The 15,663-nt window shown below is 42.3% G+C and carries 14 protein-coding genes; 7 read left to right on the forward strand and 7 right to left on the reverse strand.

Features of this window, described 5'->3' with window-relative positions:
• Positions 1-29: 29 nt before the first annotated feature.
• Positions 30-1,178: a cysteine desulfurase family protein gene (locus ACEYV4_RS02085; RefSeq protein ID WP_373841788.1), complete on the reverse strand. Its 1,149-nt coding sequence runs from the start codon at positions 1,176-1,178 to the stop codon at positions 30-32.
• A gap of 252 nt (positions 1,179-1,430) precedes the next feature.
• Entirely contained in the window at positions 1,431-3,131 is a 1,701-nt protein-coding gene (ezrA, locus tag ACEYV4_RS02090) for a septation ring formation regulator EzrA (protein WP_373841789.1), read from the reverse strand.
• A 324-nt stretch (positions 3,132-3,455) separates the two neighbouring features.
• On the opposite strand from ezrA, the gene rpsD reads away from it, so the two are divergent.
• Positions 3,456-4,061 (forward strand): 30S ribosomal protein S4, encoded by a 606-nt coding sequence (rpsD, locus tag ACEYV4_RS02095; RefSeq protein ID WP_373841790.1) that lies wholly within the window; start codon positions 3,456-3,458, stop codon positions 4,059-4,061.
• Positions 4,062-4,112: 51 nt separating this feature from the next.
• Here rpsD and yaaA read toward each other — a convergent pair whose 3' ends face one another.
• On the reverse strand, positions 4,113-4,856 hold the full coding sequence (gene yaaA / locus ACEYV4_RS02100; RefSeq protein WP_373841791.1) for a peroxide stress protein YaaA: 744 nt from the start codon (positions 4,854-4,856) through the stop codon (positions 4,113-4,115).
• A gap of 247 nt (positions 4,857-5,103) precedes the next feature.
• Here yaaA and ACEYV4_RS02105 point away from each other — a divergent pair, with 247 nt between their 5' ends.
• The 6 genes from ACEYV4_RS02105 to ACEYV4_RS02130 all read left to right on the forward strand — a co-directional run bounded on the left by ACEYV4_RS02105 (position 5,104) and on the right by ACEYV4_RS02130 (position 9,951).
• A complete protein-coding gene (locus ACEYV4_RS02105; protein WP_373841792.1) occupies positions 5,104-5,859 on the forward strand; it encodes a fructose permease in 756 nt (251 codons plus the stop codon).
• Positions 5,860-6,027: 168 nt separating this feature from the next.
• Positions 6,028-6,510: a DUF1694 domain-containing protein gene (locus tag ACEYV4_RS02110; RefSeq protein ID WP_373841793.1), complete on the forward strand. Its 483-nt coding sequence runs from the start codon at positions 6,028-6,030 to the stop codon at positions 6,508-6,510.
• On the forward strand, positions 6,510-7,814 hold the full coding sequence (locus ACEYV4_RS02115) for a replication-associated recombination protein A (RefSeq protein ID WP_373841794.1): 1,305 nt from the start codon (positions 6,510-6,512) through the stop codon (positions 7,812-7,814). Before ACEYV4_RS02110 ends, ACEYV4_RS02115 begins: the two co-directional genes overlap by 1 nt.
• A gap of 290 nt (positions 7,815-8,104) precedes the next feature.
• On the forward strand, positions 8,105-8,398 hold the full coding sequence (locus tag ACEYV4_RS02120) for a hypothetical protein (RefSeq protein ID WP_373841795.1): 294 nt from the start codon (positions 8,105-8,107) through the stop codon (positions 8,396-8,398).
• Positions 8,399-8,462: 64 nt separating this feature from the next.
• On the forward strand, positions 8,463-8,954 hold the full coding sequence (locus ACEYV4_RS02125; protein WP_373841796.1) for a universal stress protein: 492 nt from the start codon (positions 8,463-8,465) through the stop codon (positions 8,952-8,954).
• Between the two features lie 154 nt (positions 8,955-9,108).
• Complete coding sequence (locus ACEYV4_RS02130; protein ID WP_373841797.1) at positions 9,109-9,951, forward strand: aldo/keto reductase; 843 nt, start codon at positions 9,109-9,111, stop codon at positions 9,949-9,951.
• Between the two features lie 126 nt (positions 9,952-10,077).
• Here ACEYV4_RS02130 and ACEYV4_RS02135 read toward each other — a convergent pair whose 3' ends face one another.
• The 4 genes from ACEYV4_RS02135 to araA all read right to left on the reverse strand — a co-directional run bounded on the left by ACEYV4_RS02135 (position 10,078) and on the right by araA (position 15,528).
• Positions 10,078-11,862: a glycoside hydrolase family 13 protein gene (locus ACEYV4_RS02135; RefSeq protein WP_373841798.1), complete on the reverse strand. Its 1,785-nt coding sequence runs from the start codon at positions 11,860-11,862 to the stop codon at positions 10,078-10,080.
• Complete coding sequence (locus tag ACEYV4_RS02140; RefSeq protein WP_373841799.1) at positions 11,862-13,208, reverse strand: SLC45 family MFS transporter; 1,347 nt, start codon at positions 13,206-13,208, stop codon at positions 11,862-11,864. Before ACEYV4_RS02140 ends, ACEYV4_RS02135 begins: the two co-directional genes overlap by 1 nt.
• Before the next feature lie 470 nt (positions 13,209-13,678).
• A complete protein-coding gene (locus ACEYV4_RS02145) occupies positions 13,679-14,005 on the reverse strand; it encodes a hypothetical protein (RefSeq protein ID WP_373841800.1) in 327 nt (108 codons plus the stop codon).
• Positions 14,006-14,103: 98 nt separating this feature from the next.
• The gene (gene araA / locus ACEYV4_RS02150; RefSeq protein WP_373841801.1) at positions 14,104-15,528 is read right to left on the reverse strand and encodes an L-arabinose isomerase; all 1,425 of its coding nucleotides are present in this window, start codon (positions 15,526-15,528) and stop codon (positions 14,104-14,106) included.
• Between the last annotated feature and the right edge of the window lie 135 nt (positions 15,529-15,663).

The raw sequence follows: 15,663 nt of genomic DNA on the forward strand, positions 1-15,663 counted from the left end.
AATCCCTCCTTTCAATTAGTTACTTCTTTTTAATCAATAATCTTTTGAAAGCCAGCATACAATTCATCAAAGACCCGATTAAATTGGTCAGCTTCTTCCAAGGTATTTTGGTCGCCAAGACTAATTCGAACTGCACTAGTAGCAATCTCCTCTGGCACCTTCATGGCCGCCAGGGTCCCCGCTTCAGAATGCTTTTTAGATGAACAAGCGCTGGTAGTTGAAATGTAAATATCATGATCTTCAAAGGCATGAACGATCGTCTCACCCCGAACACCCACAATGGCAAAGCACAGAATATGAGGTGCAAAGCCTTGATCTCGGCCAGAAATTAATTTGACATGATCAAACTTCTGAAGATGGTCATAAATCCGTTCCTTAACTGCCTGTTCACGTTTAACCGCACTGGCTTCATTTTCCTTTACTAAACGAAGAGCCCGTGCCATGGCGACATCCCCAGGTGTATTTTCGGTTCCACTACGCATTGTCCGTTCTTGGCCACCACCAGCAACCAGTGGTGCTAGTTTGCGGCCACTCTTAACATAGACAAAGCCAGTGCCCCGTGGTGCATGGAATTTGTGACCAGAGAAGGTCGCAAAGTCGACCCGGTCAGAAAAGACAAGGTCATCGATTCCCTTGCCAATGGCTTGAACAGCATCAACCATGTAGTGAATATTCGGATAGTCCTTCAGAATTTCACCAACTTCCTTAATCGGTTGGATAGTTCCAATTTCGTTATTAACCGCCATGATGGAAACTAAAATGGTATCCGGTCGAATAGCAGCCTTGACATCAGCTGGATTGATTCGTCCCTGGTTATCTACTGGCAAATAGGTGATCTCAAAACCCAGGTCTTTTAACTGTTCCATTGCATTTCGCACTGCTGCGTGTTCAACACTTGTGGTAATAATGTGCTTACCGAACCGGTGCTTAGCCATGGCCGTCCCTTTGATTACCCAGTTATCACCTTCGGAACCGCCACTAGTGAAAATGATTTCGTTTGGCTTAACTCCCATTAATTGGGCAATCTGTTGACGGGCCTGTTCGAGTAAATTCCAGGCATTTTCACCAAAATTGTGCAGGCTGCTGGGATTCCCCCAAATCTTTTGACTAACGGTATCGTAGGTCTGCAGTGCCGCCGGAGCGATCTTAGTCGTCGCACTATTATCAAAATAGATCATGTATTAACTATCCCTTCTTCCAAATTATTAGCCGAGCACAACAAATGAGTTGTCAGCCGGCCGAAAGATTGGTGAGCTATACAGTTCAAAGGTTCAACTCTTCTTAAAACGACTCCCTATTATAACAGAAAATCCAGTGGTCAGCATTAATTTTAACAACACCAAGACGAGGAAAAAGGCAATTCACCACGTCCTTGAAAGAACGTAATGAATTGCCCCTTTCCAATCACTTAACTATCAATAAAGTAAAACTCATTGCCCATTAATTTCCTGGTAATAGCTGTCTTCGATTCGCTTGTAACTTCCCGGCTCCGCTTCTTCCAAGGCGGTAGCAATCGCCTCAAGGCTACCAGCATAGTTGTATTGGTTAAACAATTCCTGGGATTTCTTAGCAGCAGCCGCTACCTTCTCGTTATCAGCAAAACGATTTGCATATTGCTGCAAGCGTTCGGTTAGCTCGGCGCTATCACGAAGATCGTTAGTTTTATCCTGTAACCGTTCCAAGTCAGTTTCAACCATCAAAAGCTGCTTGGTTACATCATCCATATTGACCTTATACTCATTTAATTCATCAGCCAATTTTTTGATCTCATCACTAACACCAAAGAAGTAGTCCATGTAATCTTGAGCAATTCCCGGCAAGTTAAGTTGCTCTACTTGGCGCCGAATCGTTCGGATTTGAATAGAATATTTTTGCAGCATCTGCTGGGCTCGTTGTTCATCAGTCTGAAGTTTAGCAACCTCGTCATTAATCTTCTCTTGCTCTTTTTCAATATTAATTAGACTCTGTCGATTAGTTTGCTGGCGATCAAGAATCTGACTATAAACAGCCGTATGATCATTAATAGCCTGCTGGTCTTCATTATATTGCTTGACAATCGTTTTGATTTGTTCGTTTAATTCGCGAGCTTTTTCAAATTCATTGTTATTTAAAGTGTAACTCAAACTAAGTCGGTCCAACTCACCAATCAATTCATTGTTTTGGTGCTGGGCATGCTGAGTGAATTCAGCCATTACCCCGACCAAATGAATGGCTTCCCGACGCGCATCAATTTCTTTTTGCATCACTGCATAAAGATGATCAATCTCTTCTGCCAAATCCTGGTTAGACTGTTTCACTATATCCAAATGAAGGTCAACTAACTGCTGCAAAGTTGCCTCCCGTTTAGCTTGTAATTGTTTAACCTTCTGATCCAACGCCGGCTCAGTAAAGTGATAGTGCTGTTTACACAGGGTTGTATAGCCACTGGCAAGTTCTGCTAATTGGTCGGGAAATTCAGTCACTAATGGCTTATAAAGTTTGGGAACTACTTTAAGCTGCTTTGCCAATTGAGTATTTCCTGTTTGTAAATCAGTTAAGATCTCAGCTGCAGCATCCTGATCCCCCTTATTGGTCAATTCAACAAAACGATCATACTTTTCCTCAAGTTCAGCCAATTCATCATTGAGTTTTTTACCACTATCGCCATACTCAAAGCTCTTTTCATTTAATTGTTGGTGAAACTTTCGGTAACGTTCCTTAATTTGTTCAATTGCCCGACGATGGCTTTGAGTCTGTGCTCGCAATTGTTGGAGAGAATGCCCTACTTCTCCCATTGCGGCCGTGACCTTTGCAAGTGTCGTCTGAAGATTGCTAAGTGGAACCCTAATTGTCATTAACTTAGTGGTCCGGGCAGCCTGTAAAAGTAATTGTCCCTGATCTGCAATTGCTTTTAACTGTGGGGCAATTTTCTTATTATAACGTTTACTTAATTGATCAAAGCTTTTTTTCGTGTCTCCCGTTAGCGGCAATTGACTAACTCGCTGCAATTGCTTATCTAGCCGTTTATTAACCAGCTTATGTTGGGCAGCCAACAGAGCCTGAATTTGGGTAAGCGTCCGGTGCTGATACCAGATAATCCAACCAAGAATTAACAGGATCACGATTAAAATAACAATTAAAATCTGAAACATGAAAAATCTCCACCTACAATTAAATTGGCTCAAAAGCCACACTATAAAAAAATTATACCATAGGTTTAGGAGATATTTTGTGGTACACCGACAAAATAAATACTTTTCTTTAGCAATTCAATTGACGCCTTACCATAGAAATTGTATACTAGTTGCTGTGTAAAATAATGCAGCAGTGAGGGGCAAGCTCGTCAACAGACTGATGCCACATGGTGTTTTTAGTAACCCAGCTGCAAGGGTGAAAAATTCAAATCCGCCTGCACGAATGTCAAGCTCACAATCGGATTATTTTACTCCAACTAATTATATTGGAGGAATTTATTTATGTCTCGTTATACTGGTCCAAGTTGGCGTGTATCTCGTCGTCTTGGTGTTTCACTTTCTGGTACTGGTAAGGAATTAGCTCGTCGGCCATACGCACCTGGTGATCACGGTCGCGATCGTCATGGCAAGCTTTCTGAATATGGTACACAACTGCGTGAAAAGCAGAAGTTACGTTACATGTATGGTATGACTGAACGGCAGTTTGCTAACCTGTTCGAACGGGCCGGTAAGATTAAGAAGGGTACTCACGGTGCCAACTTTATGGCCTTGCTGGAGCGGCGGCTAGACAACATGGTTTACCGGTTAGGCTTAGCAACTACTCGTCGTCAAGCTCGGCAATTAGTTAACCATGGTCACATTACTGTTGATGGCAAGCGGGTTGACATCCCTTCATACGAAGTTAATGTTAACCAAGTTATTGGTGTTCGCGAAAAGTCCAAGAATCTGGACGTTATCAAGAATGCCGTTGATGCCGTTGTTTCTCGGCCATCCTACGTTGACTTTGATGCCGATAAGCTTGAAGGTAAACTTACCCGAATTCCAGCCCGTGAAGACATGGATGCCGACATCGACGAATCACTAATTGTTGAATTCTACAACAAGTAAAGAGGATTTATTTGTTACCAAAAAAGCATTTCCGTTTTGGAAATGCTTTTTTTATTTAGTAAAGACCAATCGGTTAGCCGTTGAATACTTATTTCGGTAACGATATCCACCTACATTAAAAGTCTTAACCCCAGCAAGATCGTCAATTCCTCTTTCTGCCAAATATCGAACCATCTCGCCTCGGGCCATTTTTAACCAAGTGGCCTTTTGCTTTACCCGGCCACCAACTTCTTCGCCGAAAAGACAAGTTACAAAACGATCATTTATCGTCAAATAAGGTCGAATTGCTCTTTCATATTCCTTAGATGCTAGATTTAGTACTAAATCATTATCTTGATACAATGCCTGGTATAATTGTGCTCCCCAGAATTCGTACAAATTATTGGTTCCTTTAACATGTGCTCGGTCACCCATTCCTAAGCGGTAAGGAACGATCCCATCAAAAGGCCGCAAAAGGCCATAAAAGCCGGACAGAATTCGCAAATGATGGCTGAGATAAGTAAGCCCATGATCAGTCAAAACATCCGGTGCCATGTATTGGTATTGAAGGCCACTGAAAGCAATAATTGCCGGAGTTAAATTCCTTGTTAGATTCATTTCCTGTAACCAATGATAGTTTTGGGTAGCTAAGCGAGTGCTACAATTCCACCACAATCGGTGAAGTTCATCATAATTCAACGTCCGTAACCAGGCCAGGATTTCTCGAGTTTGGTTTAAGAATTGTGGTAAATCTTGATAAGGCAACGCGTCAGAATCAACCCGCATCGTTCGCGCCGGTGCAATGATTATTTTCATTTCTAATCCACTCCTTTTTTTCTAGGTTAACAAATTCACTTAATTTTTTAAAAGCTTTAATTCGTGTATTTAATCACTTAAATGTCAACCGGTTAGCATATTGCTACATAAATAATTTAATATTGAAAAGATACTGGCGCCACGCACTGTTGACTTTTAATACTAGGAGTTGTAAATTAGCATTCGTAGTTGAGTGAATAAATTCACTAACTAAGTGAGAAAGAATTGATTAAGAAGGAGCGTTCCTATGGACAAAAATATTCTTACAAAAAATGACGCCTCTACGGAGCACATTAATAAACGAACTATTTCCCTGACAGCTAGTTGGGCGTTCTTTTGCTTTTCCATTGTCATTAATTCAATGGGAAACGTTCTAACGCTTGTTACTAGTTCACATATTCATCCCCAATTTTTAGGATCGGCATATTGGACCGCGGCCGAAAACAACCTGGGAATCGCTATTCTCGGTAACAAACCACTCACCCTCTTCTGGGCATTCATGGTACTAGGGATGTTAACCTCTGTCCTTAATGCTATCTTAATGCATAAATGGGACTGGAAACGGATCGGTGGTAACTTTATTTTCATGTTACCATTCTCAATCTTTATCCAATGGTTCTCCAACATTTTCAACCAAATCATGCCCGATGCCTATAGCCTACCAATGATAGTCCTTTATATCTTAATTAATTTTCTTGGCGTGGCACTTATCGGTATCGCTATTTCTATCTACCAACGGGCCAACCTGGTTCTGCATCCGGCCGACGATCTTTTCCAAATTATTCGTTTTCGCTATTGCCACGGTAACGCGACGATCGCGATGTGGATGTCTTACATTCCACCAACAATCATGGCAATTATCGCTGCTATCATGCAGGGCGGCCTTTTCAATTTTGGACTCGGCACCCTGTTCGCCCTGGCCTTCCAAGGCGCCATCACCGGCTGGGCGGACAAGCATGTCTTCCCAAAGCTTAAACACCAAGCATTAGATGTTGGAAATTAAATTTTATTAGTCGAAGTTGGCTATAATGCCCTCTGAGTATCCAGATGAAATAGAAAATTCATCTGACCCTCGGAGGGCTTTTTCTATGGGAAGAAAGCCAATCTTATCACCCACCTAGCAGAAACTGTTATAATCGAAGTATTAAATTATAGAAAGGAAGAGCAAAGAATGACGGAAAGCCAGAAATCGGCAACCCAGCAACGGATTGACAACGCAATTTATGGTCCACCGAAAGTTAAACCGGATGAACAGCGTAAATATCTTGGAACTTTTCGTGAACGAGTTTGCTTAACCATTAATGTCCATGAACTAAGGAGCCAAAATTGGCAAAATGCTTTAATAGCTGAACTAAAGCGGGGAATCGGCAACCTGGTTTTTTTAAATGGTAACCTTCCCCACGAAGAAATTCACCCTTATCTTCTGGCTACCAACCAAAATGGTGGTATTTTTACCATGAAAACTGAGCCAGAATTTAAAACCGAGCCGGATTCACTGGCCGTTGTTGTTGCTGCTAAGAAGGCAGTTTATCAATCACCGGTCGACGTAGCTAAACGCTATCCCCAAATGATTGCCAAACAACCAACTACCAATAATTCACAGGACAAGCATGGCTTCTTCTACCACCTCTTCCATGGAAAGGAGGACCAATAATGCAGCAACCACTCGCTTATCGAATGCGTCCTCGCTCATTAGACGAAGTCGTTGGTCAAAAGCACCTGGTTGGTCCCGGCAAGATCATTAATCGAATGGTTAAGGCCAAGATGTTATCATCGATGATCCTTTATGGTCCACCAGGCACTGGTAAAACCAGTATTGCCAGTGCCATTGCTGGTTCAACGAAGTACGCTTTCCGTAAGCTCAACGCGGCAACCGACACCAAAAAGGATCTTCAAGTGGTAGTTGAAGAAGCCAAGATGAGTGGAACAGTCATCTTACTACTTGATGAAATTCACCGTCTTGACAAAGCTAAGCAGGATTTTCTTCTTCCGCACCTGGAAAGTGGCCGCATTATCCTAATTGGGGCGACCACCGAGAACCCTTACATTAGTATCAATCCCGCTATTCGTAGCCGAACTCAAATTTTCCCTGTTCATCCGCTTAGCAAGGCCGATATTGAAACGGCTTTACAAAGGGCCCTTAAAGACAAAAAGCGGGGGTTAGGCAAACTGCCAATCATTCTAGAACCAGCAGCGGAAGAACAATTAGCCACCGCTACTAACGGTGATCTCCGCAGCGCCCTAAATGGCTTAGAATTAGCGGCTCGGTCAACCGATCCGGATACAGACGGTAAAATTCACCTGACTCTACCGATCATCGAGGAAAGTATCCAGAAGAAAGCATTAGGTGCTGATAAGGATGGGGATGCTCATTATGACGTTATTTCAGCCTTTCAAAAATCTATCCGTGGCTCCGACACTGACGCTGCTCTTCACTACCTGGCCCGGTTAGTTGTAGCTGGTGACCTCCCTAGCATTGCTCGTCGTCTAATGGTAACTGCTTATGAGGACATTGGCCTAGCTAATATGCCTGCTGTCCAACGAGCTGTTACCGCCGTTCAAGCCGCCCAACAAGTTGGATTCCCCGAAGCACGAATTCCTTTAGCCGATGCGGTTATTGAACTCTGCCTTTCACCAAAGTCCAATTCTGGGATTACTGCTATTGATGCCGCAATCGCCCAAGTCAAGCAGGGTGGTTATGGTGAGGTCCCTGATCACCTCAAGGATGCCCATTATAAAGGTGCGGCTAAGCTCGGTCACGGGACTGACTATGCTTATCCACACGATTATCCCCAGGACTGGGTGGCCCAGCAATACCTACCAGACCGCATTAAGGATGCTCAATATTTCCACCCTAAGCAAAATGGTACTTTTGAACAAGCACTCAACCGTCAATACTGGCAATTGCGCAATGCTCAGCGTCGCACCTTGCGTGGCCACCACCATCCAAATAATTAATTGCTTAACTGGGAAAAAAATGCTAACATAAGAGTTGAAAATTCTGTAGTGTACGCGTTGTCTAAACGCAGGTTTGCCTTACAGTCTTTTTACTTTGGGACTAATGCCTTGCCTCTTCAACAACATGCCTTTTCACTTGGTAGTTGACGATTTGGCAGCCGTGCCCCACCTGTTTACATACAGGTCAACACTGAATGACAATTAACGGCACCAACGGAGTTTTCGTACATATTTGGCGTGGTGATATTTACTGTCACCGCGCTATTTTTATACCAAAAGGAACGTGAAAAATGCTACTATCAATTTTTGTCACCCTCTTTGCCTTAATTGCCCTTTTTGAGGGTGGTTATTTTCTTACCCACCTGCATAAGCCCTTCATGATTTTTGACCCTACCAAGAGTTCTTTTGTTTACCGACAATTACAAATTTGGGGAATTATCCTGACAATTTTCGGTCTGATCACCCTGGTTGCCGCTTGGCTAAATTCAATTGCTTTTATTGTCATTATGGTAGTTCTCGGTTGTGTTCTCGAAACCCAAATGGCCTTCTCAATCACCAGTGAATTTCGCTCAAAGAATCGTTGAGGTGCTTTACGCCATTTCAGTGAAAAGTGTATAATAAGGTAAAGGATTATGAGGAGGCACTAGTATGGCACAAGAATATAAACACATTTTAGTCCCAGTTGATGGATCCGCGGAAGCCGAATTAGCCTTCAAGAAGGCAGTTGCTGTTGCCAAGCGAAATGGCAAGGATGCTGAATTACGCCTACTGCACGTTGTTGACACCCGTGCTTTCCAGAACATCTCGAGTTTCGATACATCAATGGTTGAACAAGTTACAGACACTGCCAAGAAGACACTTGATAAGTATGTCGATTACGCTAAGAAGAACGGTGTAGAAAAGGTCAGCTATTCAATTGAATATGGAGCACCAAAGACGATCATTGCCCGGGATGTTCCTAAGGAAATGAAAGCCGACCTAATTATGATTGGGGCAACTGGTTTAAATGCCGTTGAACGAATCCTAATTGGTTCCGTCACTGAATATGTTACCCGGATGGCCGTCTGTGATGTCCTAGTTGTACGGACTGACCTAGACAACCAACCAATTACAAACGCTAAAAATAAAAAGCAAAAATAATATACCATTGTTCAAACAAAAAGCCCCATGATTTTGCCCCGTGCTGATTATGGAGCATTTTTTTGCCTTATAAATGATATTTAAAAAAGTACGGTTCCAAATGATCAACAACTATACCAGTCAATTATCAAAGAACTAGGAGGAATCTAAAATCATGAATCATTCAGTCCCAATGCTGACCCTTGCAGATGGACAGCAAATGCCTCAGGAAGGTTTCGGCCTTTATAAGGTCCATGGCCAAGCAACCATGAACACAGCTGTTAAGACAGCCTACCAGGCCGGTTATCGGCTTTTTGATACAGCCCAACTTTACAAAAACGAAAAAGAGGTGGGAATCGCCCTTCAACAACTAGCGGTACCGCGTGATCACTTCTTCGTTACCACTAAAGTTGCCGAGGTTAACCAGGGTTACCAACGTACTATCGATTCTGTAAAAGACTCGCTTCATAAGCTTCAACTTAACTATGTAAATTTATTACTAATCCATTGGCCGACTGCTAAGTATTTCTTCGATACCTGGCGAGCGTTAGAAGATCTTAAGCAAGCCGGCCTTACTCGTTCAATTGGAGTTTCTAACTATCAAATGATTCATCTGCAATACTTGGCTACCCAAGCTCACGAAATGCCAGTCCTTAACCAAATTGAACGCCATCCCCTGCTCAGTCAAGCACCAATGATTAAGTTTGATGCCGACCACCAAATCATCACCCAGGCTTGGAGTCCGCTTGGTCGGGGCAAAATTCTTGATAACCCCGTTCTGACCGCGATCGGCCAGGCTCACCATAAATCTAGTGCCCAGGTAATTCTTCGTTGGCACCTGCAGAGCGGTGTCGCTTTCATCCCCAAGTCGGTTCACAGAGACCGAATCAAACAAAATCTAGCAATTTATGATTTTAGCCTATCCGATCAAGAAATGGACCAGATTAACGGCTTAAACGAATACCACCGTTTTGGTAAGGAACCGGCATTAGTTTATGAATACAATAAAAAATGGTAGGTAGGGCTCAAAGCCAGAAAAAACTAAAAGTAAATTAACAATCGATAAATAATCCCGACCCAATAGTAAAAGCCCCCGGTAGCTAAAAAAACCACTGGGGACTTTTATCTTATTTTCTTTAAACAATTATTTGTTTTGCAACGTAATCACAAAGCCATCCTTTGCCAACCGGTTATTACGATAATTTTGTTGAAGTAATAATTGGTCGTCATTGCTATTGTTACTTATCATATCTGATGCCTTGCCCGTAGTATTGAATAAGCCAACCAATCGTTGTTGAGCATTTTCTCTTTCAACCTGAAGCAAGCCATCAGGCAAAACTTTAAAGCTAATTTGACCTTCAGCAATCAAGTGCGCATGGTTCTTACGCAGTGCTACCAAAGCTTTAAAATCAGCAAACATTTGCCGAGCCGTTGCATCTGGTGTCCAATTCATTGGCTTCCGGCAATCAGGATCGTTCTTACCATTCATTCCGTATTCGGTGCCATAATAAATCGACGGCGTGCCAGGCTGCAAGAAAGTAAAGGCAAAGGTTTGCTTTACTAAATCACGATTATCATGGGCCTGGGTCATAATTCGCGCGGTATCATGCGAATCCAAAACATTGAACATCATCTGATTAGTCTGGTCACGATACTTCATTAATTGATTGCTAAGCCGTTCAATCATTTGCGTAGCATTAAGACGGTGCTTTACAAAATGATCAAGGATAGCACCAGTATAGCTATAATTCATTACTCCACTAAACTCGTCACCGTTCAACCAAGCCTGTGAAGTGTGCCAAATCTCACCCAAAATATAAAAGTCTGGTTTAAGGGCAGTCGTTTCCTGGTGGAATCTCTTCCAGAAGTGGTGGTCAATTTCGTTAGCAACGTCAAGCCGCCAAGCATCAATGTCAAACTTTTTAATCCAATATTTGGCAATTCCTAATAAATAGTCTTGGACTTCTGGATTAGCAGTGTTTAATTTTGGCATATGTGGCGTGTAATCAAAAGTATCGTAAGTAGCATCCGGCGTAAATTCAAAGTTTTTAGTTGGCGTATAGGTTGCTGGAAAATGATTGACATGGAACCAATCAGCATACTTGGACTTTTGACCATTTTTAAGGACATCTTGCCATTGTGGTGACTTATCCCCAATGTGATTAAAGACCGCGTCTAACATAACCTTGATGCCACGTTTATGGGCCTCTTGAACAACCTTTTTAAACAAAGCTGCATCCCCAAAATGCGGGTCAATCTGATAATAATCCTCTGTATCATATTTGTGGTTTGACGGTGCTTTAAACAACGGGTTGAAGTAAATTCCATTTACTCCTAGTGCTTGAAGGTGATCTAAGTGGTCTAAGACACCCTGAAGGTCACCGCCGTAGAAGTCTTGACGTCCAGGATGATCACTAGAATTCCAAGGCTTAGTCCCAGCAGGGTCATTCGTTTGGTCACCATTAGCAAAGCGCTCAGGGAAGATCTGATACCAAACCGTCTTCTTTACCCATTCCGGAGCATGAAACATGTCGATTTCATGAAAATAAGGCATCCGGAAATAAGTATTCATATCATCTAAAGCATGTTGATCATCCGGCTGAATGTAACCGCGATCAGTGTAAATTACTCGCGTACCGTCTTCACCAGTAATGTCAAAGGCATATGCTAAGCGTTTTTTGGGTTCGGTAACCGCAATTTGCCAGTAATCATATAAGTCATCCGACAAGATTTTTTTCATTGACGTTGGCTTAGTATAAAACGGTGGTTTAATACCTGCTAAACTTCGTAAACTGTAAGGATCACCGTGTAACAATTGAACGGTTTTAACATCATCCTTAGCGGTTCGTAACCGAATATGCATTGTCTTTGGATCGTAGAGAAAGGCCATCTCACTTTCCGGACGGTGGTAAATAGCGGCCAGGTTCATCAGTCAATGTCCCCCTTCTCAACAGAAGTTTCCTTAATAACATGAACAGAAAGTGCACCAATCAATGCTAATACAGCAGCGACAGTCAACATGTGTGGCATGTAGTTACCAAGCAGCGGATATAGTGCAAAGGAGCAGATTGAAGCCACAATCTGTGGGAAGCAAATCCAGCAGTTAAACAGTCCCATGTAGGTACCATCATGCTTACCATCAAGGGCATTGGTCAAAATGGTGAATGGGATTGAATTAATCGTTACCCAGCACATTCCGATGCCGATAAAGGAAATGAATGACAAAAGACGAGTTGGAGATACGGAAAGTCCCCAGAATCCTAAAGCACCCAGTACCATTCCAAGTGCGTAAGCTGGTTTCCGTGTCTTATCATTCAGCTTTTGAAGAACAAGACCATAAATAATAGCTACCCCAACTTCAACAGCTGACAGGACACCAAACCAGTTACCAGCCGCCTGATAAGCACCACTAGATGCATTAGTAGTATGCCAAATATTTTGCGCAACCGTTCCAGTACCATAAGTCCAGAGGTATTGGAAACCAGTCCAAGAGAAGAATTCAACGAGTCCTAAAGTCCAGAAGACCTTTGGAGCATGTTTAATAATGGTGAAGAAGTTTTCACTAATTTCAGAATTTTGGTCTAAGCCGTGATACTTAGCATAAGTAGCCGGATCGTATTCATCGACCTTCCAAACAGTGAAAATAGTAGAAACAACCAGAATTGCCGCTCCAATGTAGAATGACCACTTAACAGAATTTGGCAGTTCACCCTTTGCAGCAATATTCTTAACACCAATCCAGGTTAGGAAAAATGGAAAAAGATCGGCAGCAACAGAACCAATGTTTCCCCAAATAGTCTGCCAAGACCATGCCTGGTCCTTTTGTTCATCATTCACCATATCAGAAATCATCATTTTGAATGGCTGCATAGACATATTAGAAGATAAATCCATGAATAGAATGGCAATCGCACCAAACCATAATGCAGTGGTGGTCTTGAAACCAAAGGAACCAGAATTAGGCAACAAGCACATCACAATCACAGCTACAATAGTCCCAAGAATCAGGTAAGGCAAACGCCGGCCAATTTTTGGAATCCAAGTCCGGTCAGAAAAATACCCAACTAAGGGTTGAACAACCATCCCAGCCAATGGCGGAAGAATAAAGAACCAGCCTAACTTGGTCGGGTCAGCTCCCAAAGTCTGGAAGATCCGTCCCATGTTGGCACTCTGCAAGGCAAAGGCCATGGAAGTTCCTAAATTTCCAAATGTCATCAGCATCAATACCGAAAACGCAAGTGTCGGTAATTGCTTTTTTACTTTTCCCTTATCCATAGTAAAAATAGCGCCTCCAAAAAATAAATGAATAAGTTAATGTAATCGCGCTTTTATAATAGATCATTAAATAAGTTTGTGCAACCGTTTACACAATTTTATTTATTTTAGTTTAATTATAATGCTTGAGCTTTTTCTTATTCATAATTGGAATCAACACAACCACTATAAAAATGAATTTATTATGTTATAATTTAGAAGGTACTATTTAGCAAAATAAGTACCAACTATTCAAACAACTCTTTATACAACAAAGGTCTCCAACAAGCTAGTAGCTTGTTGGAGACCTTTAATTATAACGAAAAATAGACCTACGTGCCTCGAGGCGGAGTACGTTAGGTCTATTCCTCAGTTGTTACAGATTGGTTGGAGATTGGGAGTAAGCATGAGACCAACAGATAGATTCCACACCCGCATTTTACTCACCATTATTTTAGGGAATATACATTTTAAAAGCTACTTAATAGTTATTAGTGATTCAAAACCATTGCTTTAACCTTTGCTGGTTGGTGCTGGTGCCAATAGTCAATGCCATGGTCGCGCCGGTACTGATCCCATTCACTCTTTTTAATCAATAGGCGTTTCTTAGGCTGACCAACGGGTGAAACATCAACCTTATCAATGCAGTAAAGGTACATGGCAACCACGATAATGTCAGAAACAATACCAACACCAGTAAAGAGAATCAGGAGGCCCACAATTGAAAATACCTTTTCAAACTTTGTCCACCGCCGATAATAAATCGTATTGGTGTCCAATCGATCCGTTTTAACAGGCTCTAATTTATGAAGTTTCAAGGTAAGTTCCTCCCTCTATAATTTACGTAATCCTGTGAGAGCAATTATAAATTATTGTACTGGAGTTCCCTACAGGTGTTAGATATTATTACCAATAATTAATCACAAACCACTAATTCAATACCAAACAGTTTAGCCAAGGTCTTCATTTGATCCATCGTCAGGTTCAGGGAAAGAACAGTGTGGTGGCCACCACCAGCGTGCATCCATTCCTTAGCACCCTTCTTCAAGCCAGCAGCTGGTGTCCACATCTGCTTTGCAACCGGCAGCTTTGGCATTGGCTTTTCAGGAGTTGTTGCATTAACATCATATGCGACAAACTTGTAACCGTCGTCAAAGTAAGAGAGGGTAATATCAATTCCCTTACCAGCAGCACCGGTGAAGACCAGACGAGCTGGATCAGCCTTACCACCAATGTCCAGTGGGTGAACTTCAACCCGCGGCTTATCGGATGCCAAGGTTGGGTCAACTTCCAGCATGTGAGAACCCATGATAGCTTGGTGACCTTTCCGCAGATCCAGGGTGTAGTCTTCCATGAAGGCAGTTTGCTTGTTCTCAGCAATGATCTTCATCAAACGAGATAATCCAGCAGACTTGAAGTCACCTTCAGCACCGAAGCCATAGCCATCAATCATCAATAATTGAACGGCTAAGCCAGGCAGTTGTTCAAGGCCTTTCAAGTCTTGGAAGTTAGTGGTGAAGGCATCGTAACCCTTGTCATCCAAGAACTTCTTAATTCCAAGGTATTCACGCAGTTGGTAACGAACGGAATGAACATACTTGTCATGGTCGTTGTCGCCTTCAACTAAGTCATACTTAGCTGCTAACTTCTTGTATTCAGCATCGATAGCGTCTTCGCTAATGCCATTGACAACGTCAACTAATTCATTAACTGGCCAGTAATCAACGGTCCAGCCCAGCTTGATCTGAGCAGCAACCTTGTCACCTTCCGTAACGGCAACGTCACGCATCGTGTCACCGAACCGGGCAATCCGAATATTGAAACTCATGTCGTAACCAACGGCAACCTTTTGCCAATCAGCAATTTCATCTTGAACTTCAGGATCATTCCACCAGCCATAAACAATCTTGTCAGGAACGTGAAGACGAGTATTAATGTATTCGTATTCACGGTCACCATGGGCAGACTGGTTCAGGTTCATGTAGTCCATGTCAATAGAATCAAATGGAATATGATCTAACATCTGGGTTGCCAAGTGCAGAAGTGGCTTCTGCAAGAGTTCTGTTCCGCGAATCCAGTTCTTAGCTGGTGAGAAGGTGTGCATCCAAGTAATTACCCCAGCAACCTTATCATTGTAGTTAACTTCCTTCATGAACTTGGTAATGCCATCAGCAGTCGTAGCAACGAGCTTGAAGACAACCTTGTATGGAAGCTTGCCGCTGGCGTTCAAACCATCAACTAACTTACGGGCGTCCTTTTCAACTTGCTTTAAGGCATCCTCACCATAGAGGTATTGACTACCAACAGCGAACCAAAATTCATAATCTGGAGTTTTTAACATAATTGAATATCTCCTTTACTACTAGTTACTAAATCGCTTACATCGTAAGTATAAATAATTTGTCCGGATAAATCAATAGGATTTTAAAATTTAATCGAATCTTTTTTAGTAAATAAGTCGCGGCCCATTTACCAC

Origin of the sequence: Limosilactobacillus sp. (assembly GCF_041859915.1) — a bacterium.
Classification (GTDB): Bacteria; Bacillota; Bacilli; order Lactobacillales; family Lactobacillaceae; genus Limosilactobacillus.

Excerpts from the sequence above, each read along its gene's own strand:
- ACEYV4_RS02085 (WP_373841788.1), bottom strand. The coding sequence starts at position 1,178 with ATGATCTATTTTGATAATAGTGCGACGACTAAGATCGCTCCGGCGGCA.
- ezrA (WP_373841789.1), bottom strand. The coding sequence starts at position 3,131 with ATGTTTCAGATTTTAATTGTTATTTTAATCGTGATCCTGTTAATTCTT.
- rpsD (WP_373841790.1), top strand. The coding sequence starts at position 3,456 with ATGTCTCGTTATACTGGTCCAAGTTGGCGTGTATCTCGTCGTCTTGGT.
- yaaA (WP_373841791.1), bottom strand. The coding sequence starts at position 4,856 with ATGAAAATAATCATTGCACCGGCGCGAACGATGCGGGTTGATTCTGAC.
- ACEYV4_RS02105 (WP_373841792.1), top strand. The coding sequence starts at position 5,104 with ATGGACAAAAATATTCTTACAAAAAATGACGCCTCTACGGAGCACATT.
- ACEYV4_RS02110 (WP_373841793.1), top strand. The coding sequence starts at position 6,028 with ATGACGGAAAGCCAGAAATCGGCAACCCAGCAACGGATTGACAACGCA.
- ACEYV4_RS02115 (WP_373841794.1), top strand. The coding sequence starts at position 6,510 with ATGCAGCAACCACTCGCTTATCGAATGCGTCCTCGCTCATTAGACGAA.
- ACEYV4_RS02120 (WP_373841795.1), top strand. The coding sequence starts at position 8,105 with ATGCTACTATCAATTTTTGTCACCCTCTTTGCCTTAATTGCCCTTTTT.
- ACEYV4_RS02125 (WP_373841796.1), top strand. The coding sequence starts at position 8,463 with ATGGCACAAGAATATAAACACATTTTAGTCCCAGTTGATGGATCCGCG.
- ACEYV4_RS02130 (WP_373841797.1), top strand. The coding sequence starts at position 9,109 with ATGAATCATTCAGTCCCAATGCTGACCCTTGCAGATGGACAGCAAATG.
- ACEYV4_RS02135 (WP_373841798.1), bottom strand. The coding sequence starts at position 11,862 with ATGAACCTGGCCGCTATTTACCACCGTCCGGAAAGTGAGATGGCCTTT.
- ACEYV4_RS02140 (WP_373841799.1), bottom strand. The coding sequence starts at position 13,208 with ATGGATAAGGGAAAAGTAAAAAAGCAATTACCGACACTTGCGTTTTCG.
- araA (WP_373841801.1), bottom strand. The coding sequence starts at position 15,528 with ATGTTAAAAACTCCAGATTATGAATTTTGGTTCGCTGTTGGTAGTCAA.